The organism is Niabella agricola, assembly GCF_021538615.1.
Taxonomy (GTDB): Bacteria; Bacteroidota; Bacteroidia; order Chitinophagales; family Chitinophagaceae; genus Niabella; species Niabella agricola.
Genome location: NZ_JAJHIZ010000003.1, coordinates 2,821,492 through 2,843,779 on the forward strand (window position 1 = coordinate 2,821,492; position 22,288 = coordinate 2,843,779).

The 22,288-nt window shown below is 47.2% G+C and carries 16 protein-coding genes; 3 read left to right on the plus strand and 13 right to left on the minus strand.

Translation table 11 applies throughout. The annotated features are described in order from the left end of the window. Positions 1–49: 49 nt before the first annotated feature. A complete protein-coding gene (locus LL912_RS17270) occupies positions 50–751 on the minus strand; it encodes a LytR/AlgR family response regulator transcription factor (RefSeq protein ID WP_235554833.1) in 702 nt (233 codons plus the stop codon). After that, positions 748–1,773 carry a sensor histidine kinase gene (locus LL912_RS17275; protein WP_235554835.1) on the minus strand — a complete coding sequence of 342 codons (1,026 nt, stop codon included), beginning with the start codon at positions 1,771–1,773 and terminating at the stop codon, positions 748–750. Before LL912_RS17275 ends, LL912_RS17270 begins: the two co-directional genes overlap by 4 nt. Positions 1,774–1,903: 130 nt before the next feature. On the opposite strand from LL912_RS17275, the gene LL912_RS17280 reads away from it, so the two are divergent. After that, a complete protein-coding gene (locus LL912_RS17280; protein WP_235554836.1) occupies positions 1,904–2,725 on the plus strand; it encodes a DUF5694 domain-containing protein in 822 nt (273 codons plus the stop codon). 153 nt (positions 2,726–2,878) lie between these two features. Beyond that, the gene (locus LL912_RS17285; protein ID WP_235554837.1) at positions 2,879–3,955 is read left to right on the plus strand and encodes an aminotransferase class V-fold PLP-dependent enzyme; all 1,077 of its coding nucleotides are present in this window, start codon (positions 2,879–2,881) and stop codon (positions 3,953–3,955) included. A gap of 25 nt (positions 3,956–3,980) precedes the next feature. Here LL912_RS17285 and LL912_RS17290 read toward each other — a convergent pair whose 3' ends face one another. The 10 genes from LL912_RS17290 to LL912_RS17335 all read right to left on the minus strand — a co-directional run bounded on the left by LL912_RS17290 (position 3,981) and on the right by LL912_RS17335 (position 18,500). Beyond that, positions 3,981–4,688, minus strand: coding sequence for an MIP/aquaporin family protein (locus LL912_RS17290; RefSeq protein ID WP_235554838.1), 708 nt, complete (start codon positions 4,686–4,688; stop codon positions 3,981–3,983). 105 nt (positions 4,689–4,793) lie between these two features. Beyond that, on the minus strand, positions 4,794–6,290 hold the full coding sequence (gene glpK / locus LL912_RS17295) for a glycerol kinase GlpK (protein WP_235554839.1): 1,497 nt from the start codon (positions 6,288–6,290) through the stop codon (positions 4,794–4,796). A 186-nt stretch (positions 6,291–6,476) separates the two neighbouring features. After that, a complete protein-coding gene (locus LL912_RS17300; protein ID WP_235554840.1) occupies positions 6,477–7,496 on the minus strand; it encodes a DUF6528 family protein in 1,020 nt (339 codons plus the stop codon). Between the two features lie 219 nt (positions 7,497–7,715). Then, positions 7,716–8,627 carry a glycerophosphodiester phosphodiesterase family protein gene (locus LL912_RS17305; RefSeq protein ID WP_235554841.1) on the minus strand — a complete coding sequence of 304 codons (912 nt, stop codon included), beginning with the start codon at positions 8,625–8,627 and terminating at the stop codon, positions 7,716–7,718. A gap of 1 nt (position 8,628) precedes the next feature. Then, positions 8,629–9,321, minus strand: coding sequence for a GDSL-type esterase/lipase family protein (locus LL912_RS17310; RefSeq protein ID WP_235554842.1), 693 nt, complete (start codon positions 9,319–9,321; stop codon positions 8,629–8,631). Between the two features lie 30 nt (positions 9,322–9,351). Next, entirely contained in the window at positions 9,352–9,873 is a 522-nt protein-coding gene (locus LL912_RS17315; protein ID WP_235554844.1) for a hypothetical protein, read from the minus strand. Positions 9,874–9,941: 68 nt separating this feature from the next. Then, positions 9,942–11,591 (minus strand): DUF5689 domain-containing protein, encoded by a 1,650-nt coding sequence (locus tag LL912_RS17320; protein WP_235554845.1) that lies wholly within the window; start codon positions 11,589–11,591, stop codon positions 9,942–9,944. A 25-nt stretch (positions 11,592–11,616) separates the two neighbouring features. Further along, the gene (locus LL912_RS17325) at positions 11,617–13,188 is read right to left on the minus strand and encodes a SusD/RagB family nutrient-binding outer membrane lipoprotein (RefSeq protein WP_235554846.1); all 1,572 of its coding nucleotides are present in this window, start codon (positions 13,186–13,188) and stop codon (positions 11,617–11,619) included. 11 nt (positions 13,189–13,199) lie between these two features. Next, positions 13,200–16,478, minus strand: a complete 3,279-nt coding sequence (locus LL912_RS17330) for a SusC/RagA family TonB-linked outer membrane protein (protein WP_235554848.1) — start codon at positions 16,476–16,478, stop codon at positions 13,200–13,202. Positions 16,479–16,937: 459 nt separating this feature from the next. After that, positions 16,938–18,500, minus strand: coding sequence for a glycerol-3-phosphate dehydrogenase/oxidase (locus LL912_RS17335; RefSeq protein ID WP_235554849.1), 1,563 nt, complete (start codon positions 18,498–18,500; stop codon positions 16,938–16,940). Between the two features lie 179 nt (positions 18,501–18,679). On the opposite strand from LL912_RS17335, the gene LL912_RS17340 reads away from it, so the two are divergent. Then, positions 18,680–19,450: a DeoR/GlpR family DNA-binding transcription regulator gene (locus LL912_RS17340; RefSeq protein WP_235554850.1), complete on the plus strand. Its 771-nt coding sequence runs from the start codon at positions 18,680–18,682 to the stop codon at positions 19,448–19,450. Between the two features lie 436 nt (positions 19,451–19,886). Here the strand turns inward: LL912_RS17340 and LL912_RS17345 are convergent, their stop codons facing one another. Continuing rightward, positions 19,887–22,175 (minus strand): GH92 family glycosyl hydrolase, encoded by a 2,289-nt coding sequence (locus tag LL912_RS17345; protein ID WP_235554852.1) that lies wholly within the window; start codon positions 22,173–22,175, stop codon positions 19,887–19,889. Between the last annotated feature and the right edge of the window lie 113 nt (positions 22,176–22,288).

Sequence of the window (22,288 nt, forward strand, 5' to 3'; positions counted from 1 at the left end):
GGATACATGATACATTTTTCAAGGCGCTTCCGGTGGAAGTGCCTTTTTTTTATGCGCCCCCGGCCTCCTGTATCCGCATCAGAAACGCCTTCCGGTAGGTATCGCCAACCGGAAGCTCCTTTTGACCAACTACCACGGAACCCGCCTGTATTTTTTCCAGTTTATGCAAGTTTACAATGTAAGAACGATGGATCCGCATAAACTGCTGCTGCGATAAACGCTGCAGTATATCTTTCAAATTGGTAAGCACCATAAAACTGCGCCGGACCGTGTAAATACGGATATAATCTCGTAACCCTTCAATATATACGATTTCATCCTCCCGGACGGGGTGCTGCACACCGCTCTCCTTAATATAAAGCACCGGCACGGATTGCGGCAGGGCCTTCCATTGCCGGAATTTTACAATGCTTTTTACAAACCGGTCATAACTTATCGGTTTTAATAAATAGTCGATCACCTGGTACTGGTAGCTCTCAACAGCATATTGCGGATACGCCGAGGTGATTACGAAACAGTTTTGCCGGTTAAACCGGGCCATCAGTTCCATGCCTGTTTTTTCCGGCATCCGGATATCCATAAATACCAGGTCGGCGAGCCCTTCCTCCAGATAGGAAATCAAGGGCTGCCACTTTGTTCCACAGGCCATTACAGCCAGCCCTTCCGTTTGCTCAATATAATTTTTGAGCAAGGTTACTGCAAGCGGCTCATCGTCCAGTATCACACAGCGGATCATTTTAGTTTGGGTCAAAAATTTATTTGTAAATACACATTATAGATACGCCCGGTTGTAGTGCATTGCAACCGGTGCCGGTTGGGATAATAAAAGTTCAGGCGCCGCTTTATATTTTCCAGGCCAACGCCCCCTACGGTATCTTTATGCCGTGTGCTGATCTTATTGGTTACCTCCAGCGTTAGCCGGGAAGCCGTAGTTTCCAGCACAATGGTCACCGGCGATGCGGCATCATCCACTATTCCATGCTTAAGCGCATTTTCTATAAAAGGGGAAATCATAAACGGAGGAACCAACTGCTGCCCGTTGGCGATGCTTTTTTTAAACTGCAGGTGCAAGGGGGCTTCATGCCGGAGCTGTTCCAACGCAATCAGGTTATCAATATACTGTACTTCTTCCGTGAGGAAAACGGTTTCCGCCCCGGCTTCATACGTGGTAAAACGCATCATGCCCGCCAGGGCCTCTATGGCCGGCAGTGCGGCCTGAGACCGGTTAAATACAAGGGCGTAAATATTGTTTAAGGTATTAAAGATAAAATGGGGATTTACCTGGGCCTTTAAAAACTTTATTTCCGCCGAAGCCTGCTGTACCTTCATTTGCGCATTTTCTTCCATCAGGCGGATATTATGGATCAATACCCACATAATGGTACTGAGCACAACAGCGGGAAAGGCATAATACAGGTTGTCATACGCGTAATACCACAACGGGGGCGTGCCATAATAATTCCGGTATCCCCAAACAGCCGGGCTGATCACCTGCTCAAAACCATACCGGATACATAAAAACAACACATAGCTGGTCAGCACCGGCAGCAGGTATTTGATAACCGGCTTCCTTTTGCCGAAAAATGGCAGTAAAAAAAAGTAATTGATATAAAACACCAGCGCAGTGATGGCCAGGTAAGACACATCAAAGAACCTCAGGCCCGGGAACTGCAGCCTGATTGCAGGGGCATACCCGATCCGGATAAACCGGATCCCTATAAACAAGACCCAGAATACCAGGTGAATACTGATTGCCGTTTTTTTCCGGAACATGCCCGTAGTATTTTATGTGAAGTACGTGGGAAATGAGGAAATAACCAACCTGTTTGCAGACAAAAAAAGGGTGTTTGCAGAGTTTCTTTCTTTACATCGGCCCCGTTTTACAAATTTGAAAAAACATTTTATGATGCGTATCCGTTCCTTCTGCCTGCTATGCGGCTTCTCCCTTTCGATGGTAGCCCATGGACAGCGCCCTGTATTTAAAGATAAGTTTGATGATGCGATTCCTGTATTAAACTTCGGAACCTTCCATATGGGATATACACCGGATGCTACAAAAGTAGACTTTGACAAAACAGACAAAAAGAATCAGCAGGAGGTGCACGCTGTTGCAAAGCTGCTGGCGGCGTTTAAGCCTACCGTTATTATTGTAGAACGGGTGCCGGAACGGAATGAGGCGTTACAGGCGGAATATCAGTCGTACTTAAAAACGCCCGATATGGAATTCAAAAACCTGTCGGAGATCCAGCTCCTGGCTTATGAAGTTGGCCGGCTGAGCGGTGCCACCCGGATATACGGGATCGATTTTCATGAGAACTATAACTATGCGCTTTTTAGGACGCTGCAGCAAAAGACGGATTCAACCACGATACCGCAATACAATAAACTGGTGGAAGCATTTGCAAAGACCCGGAATGAAAAAACAATGGGGGTTAAAGACCGCCTTAAATTAATCAATCACCCGCAAAGCCTCGATTATCTGATCAATGTAAATGCAGACCTGCTCACCTATGTTTCTACAAAGGGGAATGCGGAGGGTGCCGATCAGGCCGCCAGGTTTTATCATCGCAACCTGGTAATGTTCTCCAACCTGAACCAGTTGCCGCTTACAAAAAACGACCGTGTTTTTATCCTGATGGGCGCAACGCATACAGCTTTTTTTAACGAATTTTTCCGCCGCAGTCCCAAATACCGGCCGGTGAATACGTTTGCTTATTTAAAGTAACACGCGTCCGGCAAAAGAAGTTCTATCAAAAATATTTTTAATGCCCTGTCATACGGCGATGTCTTCCGGGACCCGTTTCAGGATCTATCCGGTATTCGATTACGGTATCTTCTGTGTACCCATCTTTATTTGTACTTTTAGCAAAAACATTTCATGACGGAACATACACCACCGGTTTACCTGAACACCGCCGCCTGCGGGCTTATCACAAACCCCGTATTGCAAACAGGGATTCATTTATACCAGGACTTTGAAAACCTTGCTTCGGCTGCAAGCGAGCATTGGCGCGACGTAAAGGCTTCAGAGATCCGAAGCAATATCGCCCGTTTTATAGGTACCGGAGCGGAAAACATTGCGCTCATTCCCAACTTTTCCTATGGGTTGAATGCCGTGGTGCAAGCCCTCAGCGGTCAGGAAAAAGTATTGCTTTACCGAAAGGACTTTCCTTCAGTATACATCCCTTTCATGGTGAATCAATTTAATATTGTGTGGCTGGATGATGATGATGGCTTTTTGATTGATCTGAATAAGATCGAATCGCTTATAAAGACTGAAAAGATCGACCTGGTGGCCATCAGCCATGTGCAATGGCAGTCAGGTTTTAAGATCGATCTGCAGGCGCTTTGCAGCCTTTGCAGGGACCTTGGTACCCGAACGATTATTGATGCCACCCAAAGTTTGGGATCGGTAAAGATCTCTGTCGCCGAATTACAGCCCGATGTATTTATTGCCAGTAATTACAAATGGATGAATGCCGGCTTTGGCACAGGTATCCTGTATATGAGCCCGGAATTTGCCGCAGCATATCCGCCCAGGATCTCCGGCGCGCACAGCAACGCGTTTCAGTTTGCGGACCTGTCCTTCCGGCAAAATACCAGCATTACCAATTACGAACCCGGGAGCCTGAACATGTTTGGCTTCTCCATCCTGGATAAAGCCATTGAAGAAAAAAGCCGGCGGGGTATGGAAGCTATTGAAGCTTATAACAGGAACCTCACGGCCTTATTGCTGCGGCAACTTTCTGTTCCGGTTACCGGCGGCGCGGATATGCAACACCGGAGCTCCATCGTTGTGATACGCGAAGAAAACGGGTTGCATGCATTCCTTGTAAAAAATAATATCATTACCACAATGAGGAACGGGAATATCCGCATCAGTATTCATTTTCATAATACAGAAGCAGATATTGAACACCTGATACAGTGCATCGCTGATCATCGCAACGCATAAGGGTTCTGCAACGCTCGTTGCTTTTTTATGCCAGTTGTTGAAATACAATAGCTGCCAGCACTGCTCCGATCAATGGCCCCACTACGGGGATCCAGCTGTAGCCCCAGTCGCTGCTGCCTTTTTTGCCAATGGGTAAAATCGCATGCATGATGCGTGGTCCCAGGTCACGCACCGGGTTGATGGCATAACCGGTGGGCCCGCCGAGGCTCAGACCGATGGCCAGCACAATGAATGCAACAGGCAAGGCATCCAGGGCTCCCAGGCTGTTGGATGGAGCCACAATAAATAACACGGAAAGCACCAGTATAAAGGTTCCGATCATTTCCGTGATAAGGTTATACGGCGCGCTGCGGATGGCCGGGGCTGTGCTAAAGGTTGCCAGTTTCAGGCCGGTGTCCTCCGTTTGCTGGTAATGCTGCCGGTAGGCCGCCCAAACGCCCAGCTGGCCCAGCATCGCACCCAATAGTTGTCCACCGAGATACTCAAGGACATGGGAGGGTTCCACTTTTCCAAGCCAGGCCAGTGCCACTGTTACCGCGGGATTCAGGTGGGCACCACTTGCTTTTGCAGATACAAAAACTCCCACAAAAACCGCCATGGCCCAACCAAACGTAATTACGATCCAGCCGCTGTTGTTTCCTTTTGTTTTATTTAATACTACGTTGGCAACTACCCCGTTACCTAAAATGATCAGGAAGAAGGTGCCAATCAATTCACCTGTAAAAATATTCATATGGTTTTTTTTCGTTTGAAGTTTCTTGTTTAAAGTTTCCGGTTCAAGGTCAAAAATCAATTGTCCATTTCCCCATTCTCACATTCCCACATTTTCACATTCAAATTAAACCTCCTCCGCCCATACCTGTGCAGCGCGCACCGCACGTTTCCAACCTTTACTTAGCTGCTCCCGCACCTCTTCGTTCATATACGGTTCAAAGCGCTGGTCTACCTGCCAGTATTGCCTTACCTCATCCAGGTCTTTCCAAAAGCCAACGGCCAGTCCGCTCAGGTAGGCCGCACCCAGCGCCGTTGTTTCAGTGATCTTAGGGCGTACCACCGTTGTATTTAACAAATTGGCCTGAAACTGCATCAGGTAGTTGTTCACCGTAGCACCACCATCAACCCGCACTTCCTTTATCTGTAGGCCGGAATCGGCCTCCATGGCTTTTAATACGTCCATGGTCTGGTAGGCGATGCTTTCCACTGCGGCCCGTGCAATATGTCCGTCGGAACTGCCGCGGGTAAGCCCGGTAATGATGCCCCGCGCATGCTGGTTCCAGTAAGGCGCGCCCAAACCGGTGAATGCCGGTACCATGTATACGCCGCCGTTGTCAGCCTCTGTTGCCGTTAAAGCCTCAATATCGCCCGATTTCTGGATCAGTTTCAGCCCGTCGCGCAGCCATTGTACCACCGCCCCTGCAATAAATACGCTCCCCTCCAGCGCATAACTGACCTCGTTGTTAAGCTTCCAGGCGATCGTGGTGAGCAGGTTATTTTTTGAAGGCACCGGCTGATTACCGGTATGCATCAGCATAAAGCATCCGGTACCATAGGTATTTTTTACCATCCCCGATTGTGTGCACATCTGGCCGAACAATGCCGATTGCTGATCACCGGCAATACCGCTTACAGGTATCCTTGCGGCAGTGATCAGTTGCTGCGTATGTCCGTATACTTCGCTGCTGGAACGCACTTCCGGCATCATGCTTTTCGGAATTCCGAAGAGCCGCAGCAGTTCCTCATCCCAATCCAGGGTATGGATATTGAATGCCATGGTACGGGAAGCGTTGCTCACATCCGTGGCATGCACCTGCCCGTTGGTGAGCTTCCACAATAACCAGGAGTCTACGGTTCCAAAACAAAGATCCCCGTTCTCCGCCCTGGCCCGGGCCCCGTCTACATTTTCCAGGATCCATTTTATTTTGGTAGCGGAGAAATACGCATCTGTTACCAGTCCTGTTTTCTCCTTTATTTTTTCAGCCGATCCATTCTTTTTCAGGGTGTCGCAATAATCAGAGGTCCGGCGATCCTGCCATACGATGGCATTATAAATGGGCTGGGAAGTATGCCGGTCCCAAACCACGGTTGTTTCCCGCTGGTTGGTGATGCCAATACATGCAATATCCTGCGTGGTGAGGCCGGCTTTTACAATGGCCTCGGTTGCTACCCCCAGTTGTGTAGACCAGATCTCGTTGGCGTCGTGCTCTACCCAACCGGGCTGGGGAAAGATCTGTGTAAATTCTTTTTGGGCTACGGCAACAATATTACCGGCCTTATCAAAAATAATAGCCCTCGAGCTTGTGGTTCCCTGGTCAAGAGATAGAACATATTTTGGCATATACAATCTTGTTTATAAAAAAGTGAAAATAAAAAATTCTGTTTATGAGCGGGCAAATAAATTTTAAAAAATGACCCGTCCTGGTTGATCTTTTAGAATACTGTTCTTGTTTTCCTCTACATTTTGTTCGTCTTAAATCTTTCTGCTATATATCATTTGATACCGGCAAACAAGCGAAGAAACTACTTAGGGATGTGTGCACTCATGAAAATGGTCCGCTGCGGGATAGCTAAATGTGTTTACCAGCTTCCATCTTGCTTTATACAGTCCGATAGCAGTATTTTTATATACCAACGCGTTGTTAATATCCAGCAGCTGATCGGTTCTCCATGTTTCGCCACCGGCACCGGTTGCTTTTGCAATAATGGTTGGATATCCTGAAGGACCGGAAGATACAGATTTAACGCTGCCGGTCGCTTTTATTAATGTAAACGCGCCTGTGGTTACGTTAAACTTATAGATATTACCGGAGTTGGTCAGCCATAAGTCTGTTGTGCTGCCATACACCGGAAACAGTTCGTGTGCATTGCCCTGCGGCATGGTATAGGTGGCTTTCAGCGTAAGCTTGGGTGCCGTGCAACTGCCATTGTATGTAAATACCTTTAACTTATCTTTTCCCGCTGCATATAGCTGCTGGCGGGCATGATCCCATACCACATTATGTACATCTTCAAAGTCCGCCGCCTTTACCTGGCTGGATTGATCGTTGATATAAGAATCTACGGTAAAGATCATCAGGTAGCCCCCGGTGGTGGATGCGGTTACCACATTTCCATTTGGCAGGAGCTCTGCAGAATGTGTATTGCCGCCCGCATAGTCGTACCAGATGGCTTTTTTACTGGATACGCTGATAAGCGCCACTCCGCCGCCGGATGCTGTTGCTAAAATATAACTGCCATTATAAACCAGTTTGGCATCGCTCAGGTTCGAAAACCATGCCTGTGCAGCACTGTGTATCATGGCATATGAGCCGGAGGCCTTCCATTCCCAGGTGATCTGGTTGTTATTGGCAATATCTACCATAATGATGCGGGCATTTTTCTGATCACAGATGATCACTTCTTTGGGTGTGGCGGTGGCCGCTACAGCACCGGATACTTCCGCGGATAATTTTCTAGCAGCTGCAGGTCCATCATTCAAATTCGTATGCGTCTTATTACAAGCCGGGGTAAACAGCAGCATTGCGGCGATAAGGAATAGCTTCATACCTGAAATTTTATCGTTTAAAAAATGTTGTTTCCGAAGTTTTGAAGACGCGGGAGTCGGCGTTCCGCTATCAGCAATCGAATCATTCTTATCCGGCCCTCCGCAATATGTGTTATCCGCAGTGCAATGCCCTTTGATCGTTGTAAAATATATTTGCTTATTATTATACAAACAGATCATGATCTGTTCTAACGATCTGCCTCAACCCTGTTATAAACGTTATTTCAGCTGGTAAAATAAATCCGGGTAATCCGTTATCACACCGTCGGCGCCCATATCCGCCAGCTTTTTAATAGTGGCAATATCATCTACCGTCCAGGGAACGATCTTTGTATTGCGCTGATGACATTCTGTTACCAACTCCGGGGTTACAATGGAATAGTGCGGACTGTAATACTCTGGCGTATAACCCAGGCTTTTTAACTGTTCGTTCAGGCTGCGTTTTTCCTTATCCCCGACCAAAAAGGAGGTTTGCACCTGCGGATATTTTTCATGCATGATCTTTAATGCCCGCTCGTCAAAACACTGAATGATCATGCGTTTCCCGATATTAAAGGGCAAAATGGTTTGCATGGCCAGGTCGGTAAATTCCGCTACCGGCGGACAATAAATCCCTTCCCCCTTGGGGTTGGATTTTATTTCGATATTATACTGAATCTTTACGCCCTTCTTTTTGGCATAGGCCTCTGTTGCCGCAAGCAGGTCTTTCAACAGGGGTTTTACGGCTGCTATTTTTTTTTGACGCGGAACCGCAGCATAAAATTTCTTACCTACATCATATTTCTTTATAGAGTCATAGGTCATTGTATACAGGATCCGCTTCTTGGCCGCCTCAGGCGTCAGAGTGTCACCTTCAGGAGTAGTGGTAAACCCATAGTTAAAGGTGGCATCATGCGATACCACGATCTGCCCGTCCCTGGTTACCTGCATGTCCATTTCCAGTGTGGTAATGCCCATGTCGATGGCGTTTAGCATGGCAGGGATAGTGTTCTCCGGCATCAGCCCTTTACCGCCCCGGTGCGCCTCCATGTCGAAGTGCTGATACTTTGCCGGAAGCACGATCTTCTTTTGTGCACTGCATGCCGCCACCGCGGTCAGCAATAATGTGGTGCCTAATAGTTTTAATTTCATCTTACAAGTATTTTCCGTCCTTTAAAATCTTTGCCCATAACCGGTAGCCGTTTATGTTCAGGTGCAGTCCGTCGTAGGTAAGGGTTTTATCCAGTTTTCCGTCCTTTAAAAAATGCGGATGCAGGTCAATAACGGTGATGCCCTCTTCCCTTCCCAGCTTTTTCAATCCTTCATTTACGGCGGCAATATGTTCATCTTTGCCGTAATGGTTTTTCTTCGGCGGTACATCGCTGTTAACCGGCAGCACGGTTTGAAAGTAAATTTTAGTGGCCGGACTTTCCTGTTTGATCTGCCGGATGATGCGTTTATAATTATCCAGGATCACGGCATCCGGAACATTCCGGGAGATATCATTCGTACCGATCAGGATAAATACTTTCTGCGGCTTGCCTTCGGTTACTTCATGCAATCGCTCCAATACGCCAAACGTAATATCGCCGCTGATGCCGCGGTTACGGGCCAACGGGTTTTGCAGCAGTTCCGTCCAGTCAACACCCGCGGTAATACTGTTACCCAGGAACACGATATCCTTTGAAGAATTAGGAAAGGCTTTAAACTGATCCACCTTCAATGCATAACTGCCAGGGCGGTAGGTACTGTCCCAGGCCGGGGTTTGGGCCTGGCTGCCGACGCCACTAAGTATACAGGCCACCACTAGGCCGGCCTGTATACTTTTTTTTAATTTTAATTTCATCGTTTTTGCAATTTCCATTTATTGTTTACGCTATTCATTTTCGTTGGTGAATAAAAACTCCTGCGGATCGCTGAGATCTTCTCCGCATTCATTTTTAATTACATAATCAAACGCATAGTCGCCGGGCGGAAGGCTTACCGGGAATATATAATAATAATTTCTTTGAAAGTTGTGAATAGTGCCGGAACCCATATAACCATAGGTTGGCCCGTTTGCCCAAATGGAATATTCGAGTACATAGGGGCCGGTTCCGCTAAAGTTCATACTAAAACTATTGTACTGGGTTACGGCGTTATAGATTACATTCATCGTAAGACCGCTTGTCCAGGTAGTTCCGCTGCAATCAGTGTCTGTAGTGATCCTTGATAAACTGTTTAAAAAGCCGTTTCCCAAAAATTTTGTGTAATTGATTTTTTTTAGGGTTGCCTGTTTCTGCCAGCCAATATCCGTTGCAGCCACTATTGATTTTTCAGCTTTTGTAAAAGCCGACAGGCCAAATAAGCCCGTCATCAATGCAAATACTCCGATTGTAAAGAGGATTCCTTTTTTCATGTGTTTATGTTTAAAGGTGATTTAAAAACGTTCCGGATGTATTCAACAACGCATAAACCCAGCCGTTACTACTCCACAATTTTTGTAATAAGTGAATCATTGGGGCCGCCGCGACCAGGTTCTATATCGGCAATGGTAGCCGCTTCATGCCCGTCTTCCGTTTTTTGAAACAGCTCTATTACCGTCTGTTTCCGGGCGGTGGTCCACCGGCCTAAGGTGATATTGTATACGCCCCCCATCATACTGTACAGTCCGGCGTCTGCTTTAGATGGATCCGGATGCGCCGCATTTATCGGGTAAGGCATATTGGTTGTATTACCGGTAGAACGATAATATAAATACGGTACGATTACTGGTTTATAGCTATCTGGGTCAATGCTTACGGAAAACATGGAATACCAGTCGTTATTACAAATGCGGTAACCTTGTATGGGGTTTTTGGAAGGATCATAGATCCCCGTGTTCCCGCCCGAAGCAATAAATAAAACATCTTCCGGCACGGAAGCTTCTGTAACCGTAGTTCCTTTAAACAAGGCCACCCCACATGCATTTCCGCTATTTGCAAAAGGGCCGGATTCGGTAAATGTGCTGGTGCGCACCAATCCTCCATCGCCCGGATTTGTTGGGCCACCCTTTACATTCAAAAATGTTTTCCCATACCAATTGGTTTCTGCCGGGAAAGAAACGGTACCGGCATTGCCGTTGATCTTCCTGTTCTGGAAACCAAAATAAAAGAACGTTCCTTTGGCTACGGTACCGGATGTAATATTCCATTTAATGGTACGCTTATCGCCTGTGGCCCACCCTGCATCCAGCGTTGTAGGAGTAGACGCTCCGGCATTATTACAAAATACAATACTGTAGGGGGTAACCGCAAAGTTAATATCTCTTGTCGCGATCATTTGTACGTACTCATTTCCACCGTCTCCGCCTTTAGGATCGCTTTGTATCCCGGTTATAATCAGATCCTGAGCAGAAGATCCCATATTGATCATATCATCGCCTTCTCGTGTTCTTAGCTGTACCGATCCTTCGGCCGTTTTGAAGGGGATGCCCACATATGCGCCCAGTCCGTAAGGAGTAACTCCTGCATAGCTTACCCCGGGGTCCGTATAAAGTGTAAGATCTCCAAAACCATCATTGATCGTTTTAGCACCACTGATCACATCGCCCGGTTGAGGTGCAGGATTAAAACCGGATTTATTAATAAGACAAAGCGAACTCTCATAATTATCAGGATTTGCCAACAGCTGCGCTATATTTATGGCATTAATGCCTACCGTGCCTTTTCCCTTAGGAGTAACTGCGGATGCTGGTATGCCGGTAATCGTTAAAATGCCGTTTTTGCGAGTGAGCGTGCCGCCAGCAATATCGATCATTACCGAATCGCCGGGATGATAGCCTGCTGCTGCTGCACCCAAGTCTATCGAAATACCTCTGAGTGTGCTAAGGCGGCGGCTATCCTGCACCACCAACAGTCCCTCGGGAATATTACCTTCTGTATGGTCTGATATAACCACGGCCGCCAGCCGGGTACCGCCATAAAGCATTTCCTTGGTAAGTGTTACATCCTGATTCTTATAAAGGGGCCGTATATCCAAAATAGAAACCACATCATAGGGTACACCCCCCGGATAATTTTCGTATGTGTTTTTAGTACAACTGCTGATTAAAGCCGCAACGCTGAGTACCAAAAAAAGATTGAATATATATTTCATCTGTAATTTTTTTAATAATTCTTTTTTATGGCTTTTGCCACCATACACTGGTATTGATCTGATCGAGCCCCTGTGCAGCCACTGCGTTTTTATAGTTGGTGGGGTTGGCAGACTGCACATAAACAGGATACACAAGGCGGGCAGGCATTACGCCGCCATTTTGCAAACCGTGCAATTCAGATAAATGCAGGTTGGGGTACCCGGTACGCCGGTACTCAAACCATTGCTGCAGGTCTGTCAAAAACAGGGCATAATATTTTTGTCCATGGATCAGTTCCATTTTTCTTGAAGTTGAAAGTGTGTCATTCCAGATCACACTACTGTTAGAAAGATTCTCAAGATGCAGTTTAAAGTCGGCAGCAGCGGTATCCTCCGGAAAATTGGGTACCCAATAGTTAATAGCCGATGCGATACCCTGGTAAAAATGCCCTTTGGGATTGGCGCCGATCCATCCCTTTAAGGCCGCTTCCGCCAGTATGAACTGCACTTCGGCATATTGCATAATGATCCCCGTATTGGGGTTCTGCTGCAGAGACCATACCCCGCCAGTGCTTTTATCGTCATAGCTTTGGAAATAACATCCTTTCGGATCCGCCTTGCCCGGCTCGTAGCCGCTTCTTACTCCGCGCCAACCGCCGCCGCTGGCCTGCGCAATACCCAGGCGGCCAATGGAACCGGATCCATAGGGTTTAGCAGAAGTAAACCTAGGATCCGACCAGGCATTGAGACTGTCGAGAAAATAGCTGCAGATGGCCGGGGTTCGGAAATCCTGTACCCGCACATTATATACATAAGGCGATGTATAGGGATCCGTACTGCTGACGCCTCCGCTCCAAAGCACTCTTGCACAGTCGGCGTTTGAGGTCATAATGGGGTATTTGCCGGAGTTTTGAACAATCTCCTTAATCTTATCCTGACACTTTTGAGCCACTTCGGCCTTTCCGGAAATCCGGAGCAATAGCCGCAGATACAGGGAATTTCCCAATTTTCGCCATTTGGCAATATCCCCGTTATAAACCGGGTCGCTTGTTACCACAATCGACTGACCCTTTTCCAGAAGATCATTGGCTTCCTCCAGTTTTTTAAACAATCCTTCGTAAACATCTTTTTGCCGGTCAAAAACGGGTTGCATATTTCCCTGCCGGCCTTTCAGGGCTTCACTGTAAGGAATATCTCCATAGGTGTCGGTCAGGTTTGCAAACAGCCATGCCTCGCAAATCCTCGCGATGCCCTGGTAGGAGGTATTGATGCTGTCCCCGCGGCTCGACAAGCTGTCGATATCGCGGAAATTGGTCAGCTGTACATACCAGGCATTCCATAAATAATCAGACTGGCTGGCCCTGAAGGCGTAGCGGAATACCGTATTTTCTCCATCACTCAGGCTCACGGTAACCTGCATCAGCTCATTCGTGAAGCTCCGGTTCCGGCTCATTCCCGGCCAGATGGAACTTTGCAATGCCGGTGCCAATAGTTTGTCCGGAGTGGTATGAAGGATATTAATGGGGTCGATATTTAATTTCTCAAACCCTTTTTTACATGAGTATACTGTTGATAAGATCAACAAAATGACACATGTGGTAATTAATTGTTTTTTCATTTTGTTATCAATTAAAATCCTATAGATAAATTAAAACCAAGAGTACGTGTCGAAGGGAACTGCCCTACTTCAAAACCCGTAACGATATCCGATCCGCTCAGGGTACCAAATTCCGGATCAAATACCGGCCAGGGCGACCAGATGAACAGATCTCGTCCGTAAATACCGATCTGGGCAGAGCTCAACCCTATTCTTTTTAAAAGCCTGGGCTTGAACGCATAATTTATTGATGCTTCCCGGAATTTGATAAAATCGGTGCTGAAGGTACTTCCCTCTGCATTCAGCGATCCCATGCTGTTTTGGTAATACTGATCGACATCATAGGCTACCACATCATTTTTCCGGTACCCGGTCACCTCGCCCTTATCATTCAGCACTTCCAGCACCCCATTGCCGATAATACCGTTATACCGTCCCGGCAGCGTGGATTTCAACTTGCCCTGCTCTACCATTTTATAATGTGTAAGCGAGTACCCTACCGCTCCGGCCTGTGCATCAAACAGTACCTTTAAATTGAATTGCCGATACCGGAATGTATTGCCGATACTCATTTTATATTTAGGCGTCGTATTGCCTAAATAAATAATATTACTGGTGATTTTCGGGAAACCGGTTGCGGGATCAAAGATCACCTGTCCGTCCGGACTGCGCTGGTAACCTAACCCATATAAATCACCCATACTTCCACCGATCGTAGCTACGATCTGGCCGCTGGCGATCTGACCGGAGCGAAGCAGCACCACGCTGTCCGGCATGGAGATAATCTTGTTTTTATTGGATGCAAAGGTGGCGGACACATCCCAGTTAAACCCATTCCTGTTTACAATGGGCTTTCCGTTCAGCGACAACTCCACGCCGCTGTTATTTACCCGTCCCGCATTAATAATCGCATAATCATACCCTGAAGACCGGTCCAGCGTTCTTGTCAGGATCTGGTTCTTTGTATTACCCCAGTAAACGGCCAGGTCAAACCCTACACGGTTTTTGAATAACTGCACTTCGGTCCCCAATTCAAAAGTTGTCGTTTTCAGCGGCTTCAGGTTATCATTGGGCAGGGTCCTTGGATTGGCCACCGCACTATCCGGAAACAACCCGTTCGTACGTGAAAGGAGATAGGTATACGCCGTCCGGTAAGGTGTAGTAGCGCCGCTTCCCACCTGTGCGATAGAAGCTCTTAATTTGGCATAGCTGATAGAGGTTGGCAGTTGGGTAAAGTCAGACAGTACGAAACTGGTATTTACCGAAGGATAAAAGAAGCCCACGTTATCCGTGCGGTCTGCCGTGGCCAGCACGCTGTTCCAGTCCTGCCTTCCGGTAAGTTCTAAAAAAAGGTAGTTCTTATAGCTAAAATTAACAACCCCGTACACACTGTTGATCTGGTACCGGCTGGTATCCGGAATATAAAGCAGCCCATACAGGTTACTATCCAGATTATACATTCCCGGATATGGAGAACGCTTCAGGGAGTCCAGTTTTGGGAATTTTAAGCCATCCGCCCTTACATCTGTTTTGTTATATACATTTCTCAACTGGCTTCCTCCCAATGATGCACCGAATTTAATATCTTTTGACAGGCTCTTATGATAGCGCACCAAAAAGTCATAGCTCAATTCACGGGCATACACATCCTGTTTTCTTACCGATCCCTGCGGAAGCCGGGAGCCGGCATCATAAGGGCGATCCTGTTCACGCTTATCCCTGGACCAGTCCAGGTTTCCCCGTACCATTAAACTCAACTCTTTGGTAAGCTCGTAGTTCAACTGCACATTTCCCGTTACATTATGTCTCCTCGTCTTATTTATAAATTCATTTACGATGGCAAATGGATTTTCAGGGAAAGATGAGTATGGATAACGGATCCTCCGGTACATACTGTCGCTGCTGTAGGAACTTCCGGGGCTACCCATCCAGTAATTCCGCAGCCAGTTAAAATCTGCATTGGGTTGCCAGAACATATACCAGTACATCAGCGACTGATTCCCATAACCCGCAGCGGGCAGATTATCACTCGACCGGAAACCATAGTTCACTTTGGTCAATAATTTCAGTTTTTTTGTAATGTCTGTGGTTGTCGAAAGGCTCGCTGATTTGCGATCAAACCCGGTATTTGGAACGATCCATTTGTTATTTTGAATGGCCCCCGAAAGCCGGAATGCGGTTGTTCCTATTTTGCCATTCACACTTAAATTGTTGGTAAGATTTTTTCCCACGTCCCAGAAATCATCGATATTCCTGTACGCCACCCAGGGCGTTGCTACCGTTGATCTTGTTTGCGTAACCGGGTCATACTGGTAAAACAGTTGTCCGTCTAACTTAGGTCCATACGCCGAACTGGAAGAACTGTTTGCCGACCGACCAAAGTCGTAGTCAAGTTGGCCGTCCAGGCCAAGTCCGTACTCATATTGCCGGTCAATCGTCCTGTTGATCGATTCCATGGATCCGTTTGAAGTAAACCTGACGCTCAATTGTCCTTTCTTTTTTGCGGAGGCCGATTTTGTTGTGATAATAATGGCGCCATTTGCCCCTCTTTGTCCGTATAATGCCGCAGCTGCAGGACCTTTCAATACGGAAACACTCTCAATGTCCTGCGGATTCAGGTCATTCAGAGAACTTCCGTAGTCCGCCGGCAAATTATCTGCGCCGGTTGCATACACGTTATCCGATCCATTGGCAGAGCGCTTACCACTACTGTTATTGATCACTACTCCATCTACCACAATCAGGGCTTCATTATCGCCGGTAAGGTTATTTTCTCCGCGAAGGATGATCTTATTTGATCCCGCCGGGCCGGAGCCGGAGCGTATTAAGTTTAAACCAGCCACCTTCCCGGAAAGGGCGTCCGTCCAGTTGGAGGACACAGCATCGGTTAGCTGTGCGCTGTCGATTTTTGTAAGGGCGTATCCAAGAGCCTTTTCCTGTCGCTTAATTCCTAAAGCCGTAACCACCACTTCTTCTTCCTGTTTGCCTTCTTCTTCCAGCGCTATATTTATGATGGTTTGCTGTTCTACTTTTCGCTGCTGTTCCCTGTACCCTACCGCGGAAAAAACCAGCACCTCATTGTTCATCACAGCAATGGAATACTGGCCCTGGGCATTGGTGGTGGTTCCCCTGGAAGTACCCCTGATCAACACCGTGGCATTGACAATGGGCTCGGACGTTTCCTTTGATGTAACGATGCCTTTTACCGTTTTGCCTTGTGCAAATAAAAGCACCGGGGCCAGCAGCAGCGTTAAACCCAAAAGCAGCGGTTTTAAACGCAGGACCCGATGGATAGTTGATTGAACGATCATACCTGTAGTATTATGTTTTATTTTTCTTTCGGGATAAACCCGGATTGTTGCCCAATAGACATTACATACCCGTATCAGCTTGGAGCCGATCATTGCCTTGCTATGCCAGCCGCACCCGGAGCCAATCCGTATGCAACAGGTACCGCAATCCCTGATATATAAATAGATGCAGCCAGTAGCCGGTAATACGCAACAGTTTTATGGATGGACCCGCTGCCTGATGCTACCGATGTCCAAACCTGGCCATCTGTAAAATTTCCCCACCCTGCTTTTTTTAACAGGGCGCTTCCGATCATTTTATGGATTTGTGCTCTTAAAAAAACACAACGGGGGCCCAAATATAGAGCGCCATTGGTATGCGTTGAACAGCCGGCAGGGTTGTTAACGAAAACATAATCTAACACTGCCGATGAGGCGTGGTACAATCGATTCATATGGCATTCTTTTAGTCATTCGTTATTATCGTAAGATATATTGCTGTGCAAGTCCGTTAAATCGTTTGGTTTCCTCTTCCTCCCAATGTTGGTCTTTATTCAATGCCCGGGCCATGATGGAGGCAACGGCCGCGCTGATCCGTATACTTTCGCGCGCATCCAGCAACAACGCCCGGGTTCTTCGCGCCAGCACATCTTCAACCGTCCGGGCCATTTCGTGGGAAACGGCCCATTCTACCTGCGCCTTATTAATCCGGAGCCGCTCGCTGATCCAATGGCCGTTGCTCTTTTCCTTAATATATGCAGCATCACTGCCGTAAAAATAAAAGGGATCATTCCAGTCCACACCGGTGAAAAAACCATGAATCCGCAGATGTGGGGTCTGCGACGTCTTCTTCGGCCAACCCAGCGTTTTTTCAACGCTGTCCAGCATGTCTTCACCCATCTTTCGGTAGGTAGTCCATTTTCCTCCAATGATCGTAAACAAGCCGTCAGGAGAGATCATGATCTTATGACTGCGGGATATTTCCTTTGTTTTCTGCGCGCCTTCTTTTGGGGCGGCCAGGGGACGCAGCCCGGCAAACACGCTGAGTACATCCCCACGTGCCGGTTTTTTTACCAGGTAGGCTCCTGCTGTTTCCAGTATAAACTCTATTTCTTTTTCCAGCGGACGTGGCTCTACAGACGGTGCCCCCACCAGCGTATCCGTTGTGCCAACCACCACTTCATTATGCCAGGGCACGGCAAACAATACCCGTCCATCGGCCGTTTTTGGAATCATTAATGCATGGGGCGAGGAAAAGAATTCTTTTCCCAATACCAGATGAATGCCCTGACTGGCTACCACGCTTTTTGAGGCCACGGGGTTGTCCATACGGAGGATATCGTCTACAAATACACCGGTGGCATTGATCACCGATTTTGCCTTTATGCTGTAGCTAACCGCATGTTCCATATCCTCCACGATCACCCCGGAAGGTTTCTGATGGCCATCTTTCTGGAGCCCGGTTACTTTCATATAATTCAGTGCTACCCCTCCCTGTTCGATAATGGTTTGAGCCAGGTTCAGTGCAAGCCGGGAATCGTCAAACTGGCCGTCGTGATATAATACCCCTCCTACCAATCCTTTTGCCTTCACATCCGGTATTGCCTCCAGCGTTTTTTTACGGGAAATAAATACAGAGGAACCCAGCGACAACCTTCCCGCGATCCAGTCATAGGCCTTTAACCCGATGGTGTACTTGACCCGGTCCCAAAAGGAGTAAACAGGAACAATAAAGGTTTGGTTTTTTACCAGGTGCGGCGCATTCTTTTGCAGCAATCCTCTTTCGATACTCGCTTCCCGAACCAATGCAATATCCCCCTGTGCCAGGTAGCGAACACCACCATGCACCAGCTTCGTGCTTCTGCTGGAAGTGCCTTTGGCAAAATCAAACTGTTCCAGTAATAATGTTTTATAGCCCCGGGTTACAGCCTCCAGTGCAATTCCCAAACCGGAGGCGCCGCCACCGATTACTACTACATCCCACTCGCCGGCTGCAGTCGCTTGTTTTAATAGCTGTTCCCTGTCGATGGTTCCACTTTTCATTTTATCCTCAGGTTGTCTTTGTTTTCGAATCCTTAGTTTAAAAAACAAAACAAAAGATTTCGAAAGCAATAATAACGTTTTAAATTGAAAAAAGAAAAAAATAATAATAATTTAATAACGAGATGAAGCTTTCCTTTTATTTCTTTTACAAATAAAAGAGAATCATTATTTTTGAAATTATGAGTAGCTTAGTTGAACGTCATCAACATATACTGGACACGCTCAAAAAAAAGGGCGTGGTTCAGGTACTGGATCTTTGCCAGGAATTGGATGTTTCATCCGTAACAATCCGAAAGGATTTGCAGTTCCTGGAAGATAAAAACCAGCTTTTCCGCACACACGGGGGCGCCACCCTAAGCAACCCTTATATCGGCGACCGGCCGGTTATCGAAAAAGTACGGATGCAATCGACCGAAAAAGAAAAAATAGGCCAATATGCTGCGGGATTAATAGAGCCGAACGACTGTATCCTCATTGCTTCAGGAACTACGGTTTTTTATTTTGCTAAATACATTCAACCAAAGGGAAACGTAACGGTAATTACGGCCGCCCTGAATGTAGCGATGGAAATTGCCCACCACCCGGGTATCGAGGTGATCCAGCTGGGGGGTATTATGCGCAAAACCTCCTCATCCGTAACCGGCATCTATGCAGAAAAAATATTAGAAGATTTTTCCTGCAGCAAGTTATTCCTGGGCGTTGACGGTATTGACATGGAATTTGGACTAACCACCACAAACATGATGGAAGCCCAATTAAACCGCAAAATGATCGCAGCTTCACGGAAAACCATTGTGCTGGCTGATTCCAGCAAGTTTGGAAAACGGGGATTTGGAAAGATCTGCGGACTGGAAGATATTGAACAGATCATTACCGACAGCAATATTTCCCCACATATCGTAGATGAATTGCGGGCGGGAGGAATTGAGGTAACCGTATTGCCGGTTTAACGACCGCTGCTGGTTGTTTGCTTCGTTGTGTGGATGCGTATGCTTTTCCCTGGTACCTTTCAGCCTTCTCTTTCAGGAGCCGGGGTGTTACTGGTAATGACCCGACATCAAAATCATCTTTATACCCGTATTTATTTGAGCACCGCTGATTAAGCACTAAGGCGATATTTTTCTCCCGCGTTGTTTGATCAGGTTATCAGCGGCCCCAGCCCACAAAAGAAAACGTTATAACCGCTGCAATCTTAATTTGCGACTTGCTTTAAAAGTGTGCAGCATGCCGCTATTCTAATAGAAACCAAAACTTACGCTGCCGATTTTTTGAATTTTAGTATTCAAAATCGCCGCATCTGATGCCTTTTTTACCAGGTCGTCTCTATTTCGCTTCTTTAGGAACGTCGTGTTTATAGCAGCCCTCTACGCTCAATATCTTTCGGCATTATTTCACCGGCCTTGCCGCCATAACGAACTGCAATACCCCACCTTTTAAAATATCGCTGTGCCTGAGTGAATGACCGTTGACCGGCTGTCCGTTCAACAAGACTTTTGACACGTATACATGCTGGTCGCTTTGATTTTTTACATCGATGGTAAATGTATTCCCGTTTTCCAGTTTGAGCACCGCTTTCTTTATAGCCGGACTTCCCAACTGATAGTCTTCCGATCCGGGGGCAAAAGGATAAAACCCAAGGGTACTGAAAAGATACCAGGCGCTCATTTGCCCGCAGTCATCATTGCCGCCTAATCCATCAACAGCCGGCTGGTACTGCTTTTTCAGGATCATGCGCACCCGCTCCTGCGTTTTCCAGGGCTGCCCGGTAAAATTATACAGGTAGGCCACATGATGCGAAGGCTCGTTGCCGTGCACATAGTTCCCGATGATGCCATCGCGGGTTATATCTTCCGTTTCTTCAAAAAACTTATCAGGCAGGTGCATGGTAAACAGGGAATCGAGGTGCAGAAGAAACCGTTTTTCGCCGCCCATTGCCGCTATCATTCCCTTGGGATCCTGTGGTACAAACAAGCTGAAATTCCAGGCATTGCCTTCTATAAATCCCTGGCCATGTGTAGAGAGTACATCAAACTCTTTACGAAAGCTGCCATCACTGAGCCGGGGGCGCATGTATCCAATGGATGCATCAAATACATTTTTCCAGTTTTGCGCCCGTTTTATAAAGGTTTCGTATACATCCATCCGGCCCAGCTTCTTCGCTGCCTGAGCCAGGCTCCAGTCGTCAAAAGCATATTCCATTGTGGTAGAAACCGAATTAGGCCGCACATCATCGGGCACATACCCCTTTTGCAGGTAGGCATCCAACCCGTCATAATACCGCACATTGGCGGTTTGAATGCAGGCATCCAGCGCTTTATTGGCGTCAAAATCTGCCGTTCCTTTTACAATGGCGTCGGCAATTACCGGTACACTGTGGTAACCGCTCATACACCAGTTCTCATTGGCATAGTGGCTCCATACCGGCAGCATTTTATGTACGCTTTGCTGCTGGTGTGCCAGCATGCTGCGGATCATGTCGTTGTTCCGTTTGGACTGCACCAGGTTAAAGAAGGGATGCAGCGCCCGATAGGTATCCCAAAGCGAAAAAGTGGTATAGTTGGTAAACCCTTCCGCTTTGTGCACGTTCTGGTCGAGGCCCTTATACTCCCGGTTCTGATCCATGTATACCGTTGGACTTAAGAATGCGTGGTACATCGCCGTATAAAAATTTACCAGGTCTGCTTTATTCAACGCGTCTATTCTGATCTTGCCCAGTTCTTCATTCCATTGGCTTTGTCCATTCTTTTTGATGGATTCAAAATCCTGGCCCGAGGTTTCAGCCAAAAGGTTTTCAAGGGCATTTTGAGTGCTCACCGGGGAAAGGGCAAAGCGGATCCCGATCTGTTCGCCTGCATGGGTTCCAAAATCAAAATGGGCACGGATCTGTTCTCCGGCCATTTCTGGAAAATTCTTTGTCTGATCGAACCGTTTGTAAAAGCCCTTATACGGGTAGGTTTTGAAATTGGCAAACCCATAGGTACGGAACGGCTTTGAAAAAACCAGGGCAAAATACACCGTGCGGGTGCGGGCCCAGCCGTTGGTTTGTTTAAACCCGGTAATCAGCGTATCGTTCTCTACCCGCACAAAGGTCCATACATTCTTATCTGCATAATTATAGATCCCGTGCATCAGGTCGAGGATGATATGCGCATCTTCCGATTGCGGAAAAGTATACCGGTGCACTCCTACGCGGGTGGTAGTAGTAAGTTCAGCCAGGATATTATGATCTTCCAGTTTTACTTTATAATAATTGGGTTCCGCTGTTTCGGTATGGTGCTGAAAGCGGCTGCGGTACCCCGTTTCAGGGTTGGCAGCCGTTCCCGGGTTTAGCTGAAGCGGCCCGGTGGTTGGCATAATCAGGAAATCACCCAGGTCCGAGTGGCCGGTTCCGCTGAAATGCGTGTGACTGAAGCCCACAATCGTGGGGTCATCATACTGGTACCCGGCACAATATTTATAAACAGCTGCATTATACCTGCCGTTTACATCGTAGGGAAGCGTATCGGTATCCGGACTTAGCTGTACGGCCCCAAAAGGAACCGTGGCTCCCGGAAACGTATGCCCCATTTTACGGGTGCCGATCAAGGGGTTTACATATTGAATCAGTTGGTCCTGGGTCATTGCAGCCTGTGCAAACAGCAGGACTAGTATATTAAAGCAAAATCGTTTTTTCATCCCGGTAAATTTAGGACTTATTCGCTTTATTTGGAAACCACAGGACCGAAACTGTGAATGTGAGGAGATTCCCTTGCGCTACGGCCAAGAGCAAGCACTGAGCGTTCTTGTTA

Excerpts from the sequence above, each read along its gene's own strand:
- LL912_RS17275 (WP_235554835.1), bottom strand. The coding sequence starts at position 1,773 with ATGTTCCGGAAAAAAACGGCAATCAGTATTCACCTGGTATTCTGGGTC.
- LL912_RS17280 (WP_235554836.1), top strand. The coding sequence starts at position 1,904 with ATGATGCGTATCCGTTCCTTCTGCCTGCTATGCGGCTTCTCCCTTTCG.
- LL912_RS17285 (WP_235554837.1), top strand. The coding sequence starts at position 2,879 with ATGACGGAACATACACCACCGGTTTACCTGAACACCGCCGCCTGCGGG.
- LL912_RS17290 (WP_235554838.1), bottom strand. The coding sequence starts at position 4,688 with ATGAATATTTTTACAGGTGAATTGATTGGCACCTTCTTCCTGATCATT.
- glpK (WP_235554839.1), bottom strand. The coding sequence starts at position 6,290 with ATGCCAAAATATGTTCTATCTCTTGACCAGGGAACCACAAGCTCGAGG.
- LL912_RS17300 (WP_235554840.1), bottom strand. The coding sequence starts at position 7,496 with ATGAAGCTATTCCTTATCGCCGCAATGCTGCTGTTTACCCCGGCTTGT.
- LL912_RS17305 (WP_235554841.1), bottom strand. The coding sequence starts at position 8,627 with ATGAAATTAAAACTATTAGGCACCACATTATTGCTGACCGCGGTGGCG.
- LL912_RS17310 (WP_235554842.1), bottom strand. The coding sequence starts at position 9,321 with ATGAAATTAAAATTAAAAAAAAGTATACAGGCCGGCCTAGTGGTGGCC.
- LL912_RS17315 (WP_235554844.1), bottom strand. The coding sequence starts at position 9,873 with ATGAAAAAAGGAATCCTCTTTACAATCGGAGTATTTGCATTGATGACG.
- LL912_RS17320 (WP_235554845.1), bottom strand. The coding sequence starts at position 11,591 with ATGAAATATATATTCAATCTTTTTTTGGTACTCAGCGTTGCGGCTTTA.
- LL912_RS17325 (WP_235554846.1), bottom strand. The coding sequence starts at position 13,188 with ATGAAAAAACAATTAATTACCACATGTGTCATTTTGTTGATCTTATCA.
- LL912_RS17330 (WP_235554848.1), bottom strand. The coding sequence starts at position 16,478 with ATGATCGTTCAATCAACTATCCATCGGGTCCTGCGTTTAAAACCGCTG.
- LL912_RS17335 (WP_235554849.1), bottom strand. The coding sequence starts at position 18,500 with ATGAAAAGTGGAACCATCGACAGGGAACAGCTATTAAAACAAGCGACT.
- LL912_RS17340 (WP_235554850.1), top strand. The coding sequence starts at position 18,680 with ATGAGTAGCTTAGTTGAACGTCATCAACATATACTGGACACGCTCAAA.
- LL912_RS17345 (WP_235554852.1), bottom strand. The coding sequence starts at position 22,175 with ATGAAAAAACGATTTTGCTTTAATATACTAGTCCTGCTGTTTGCACAG.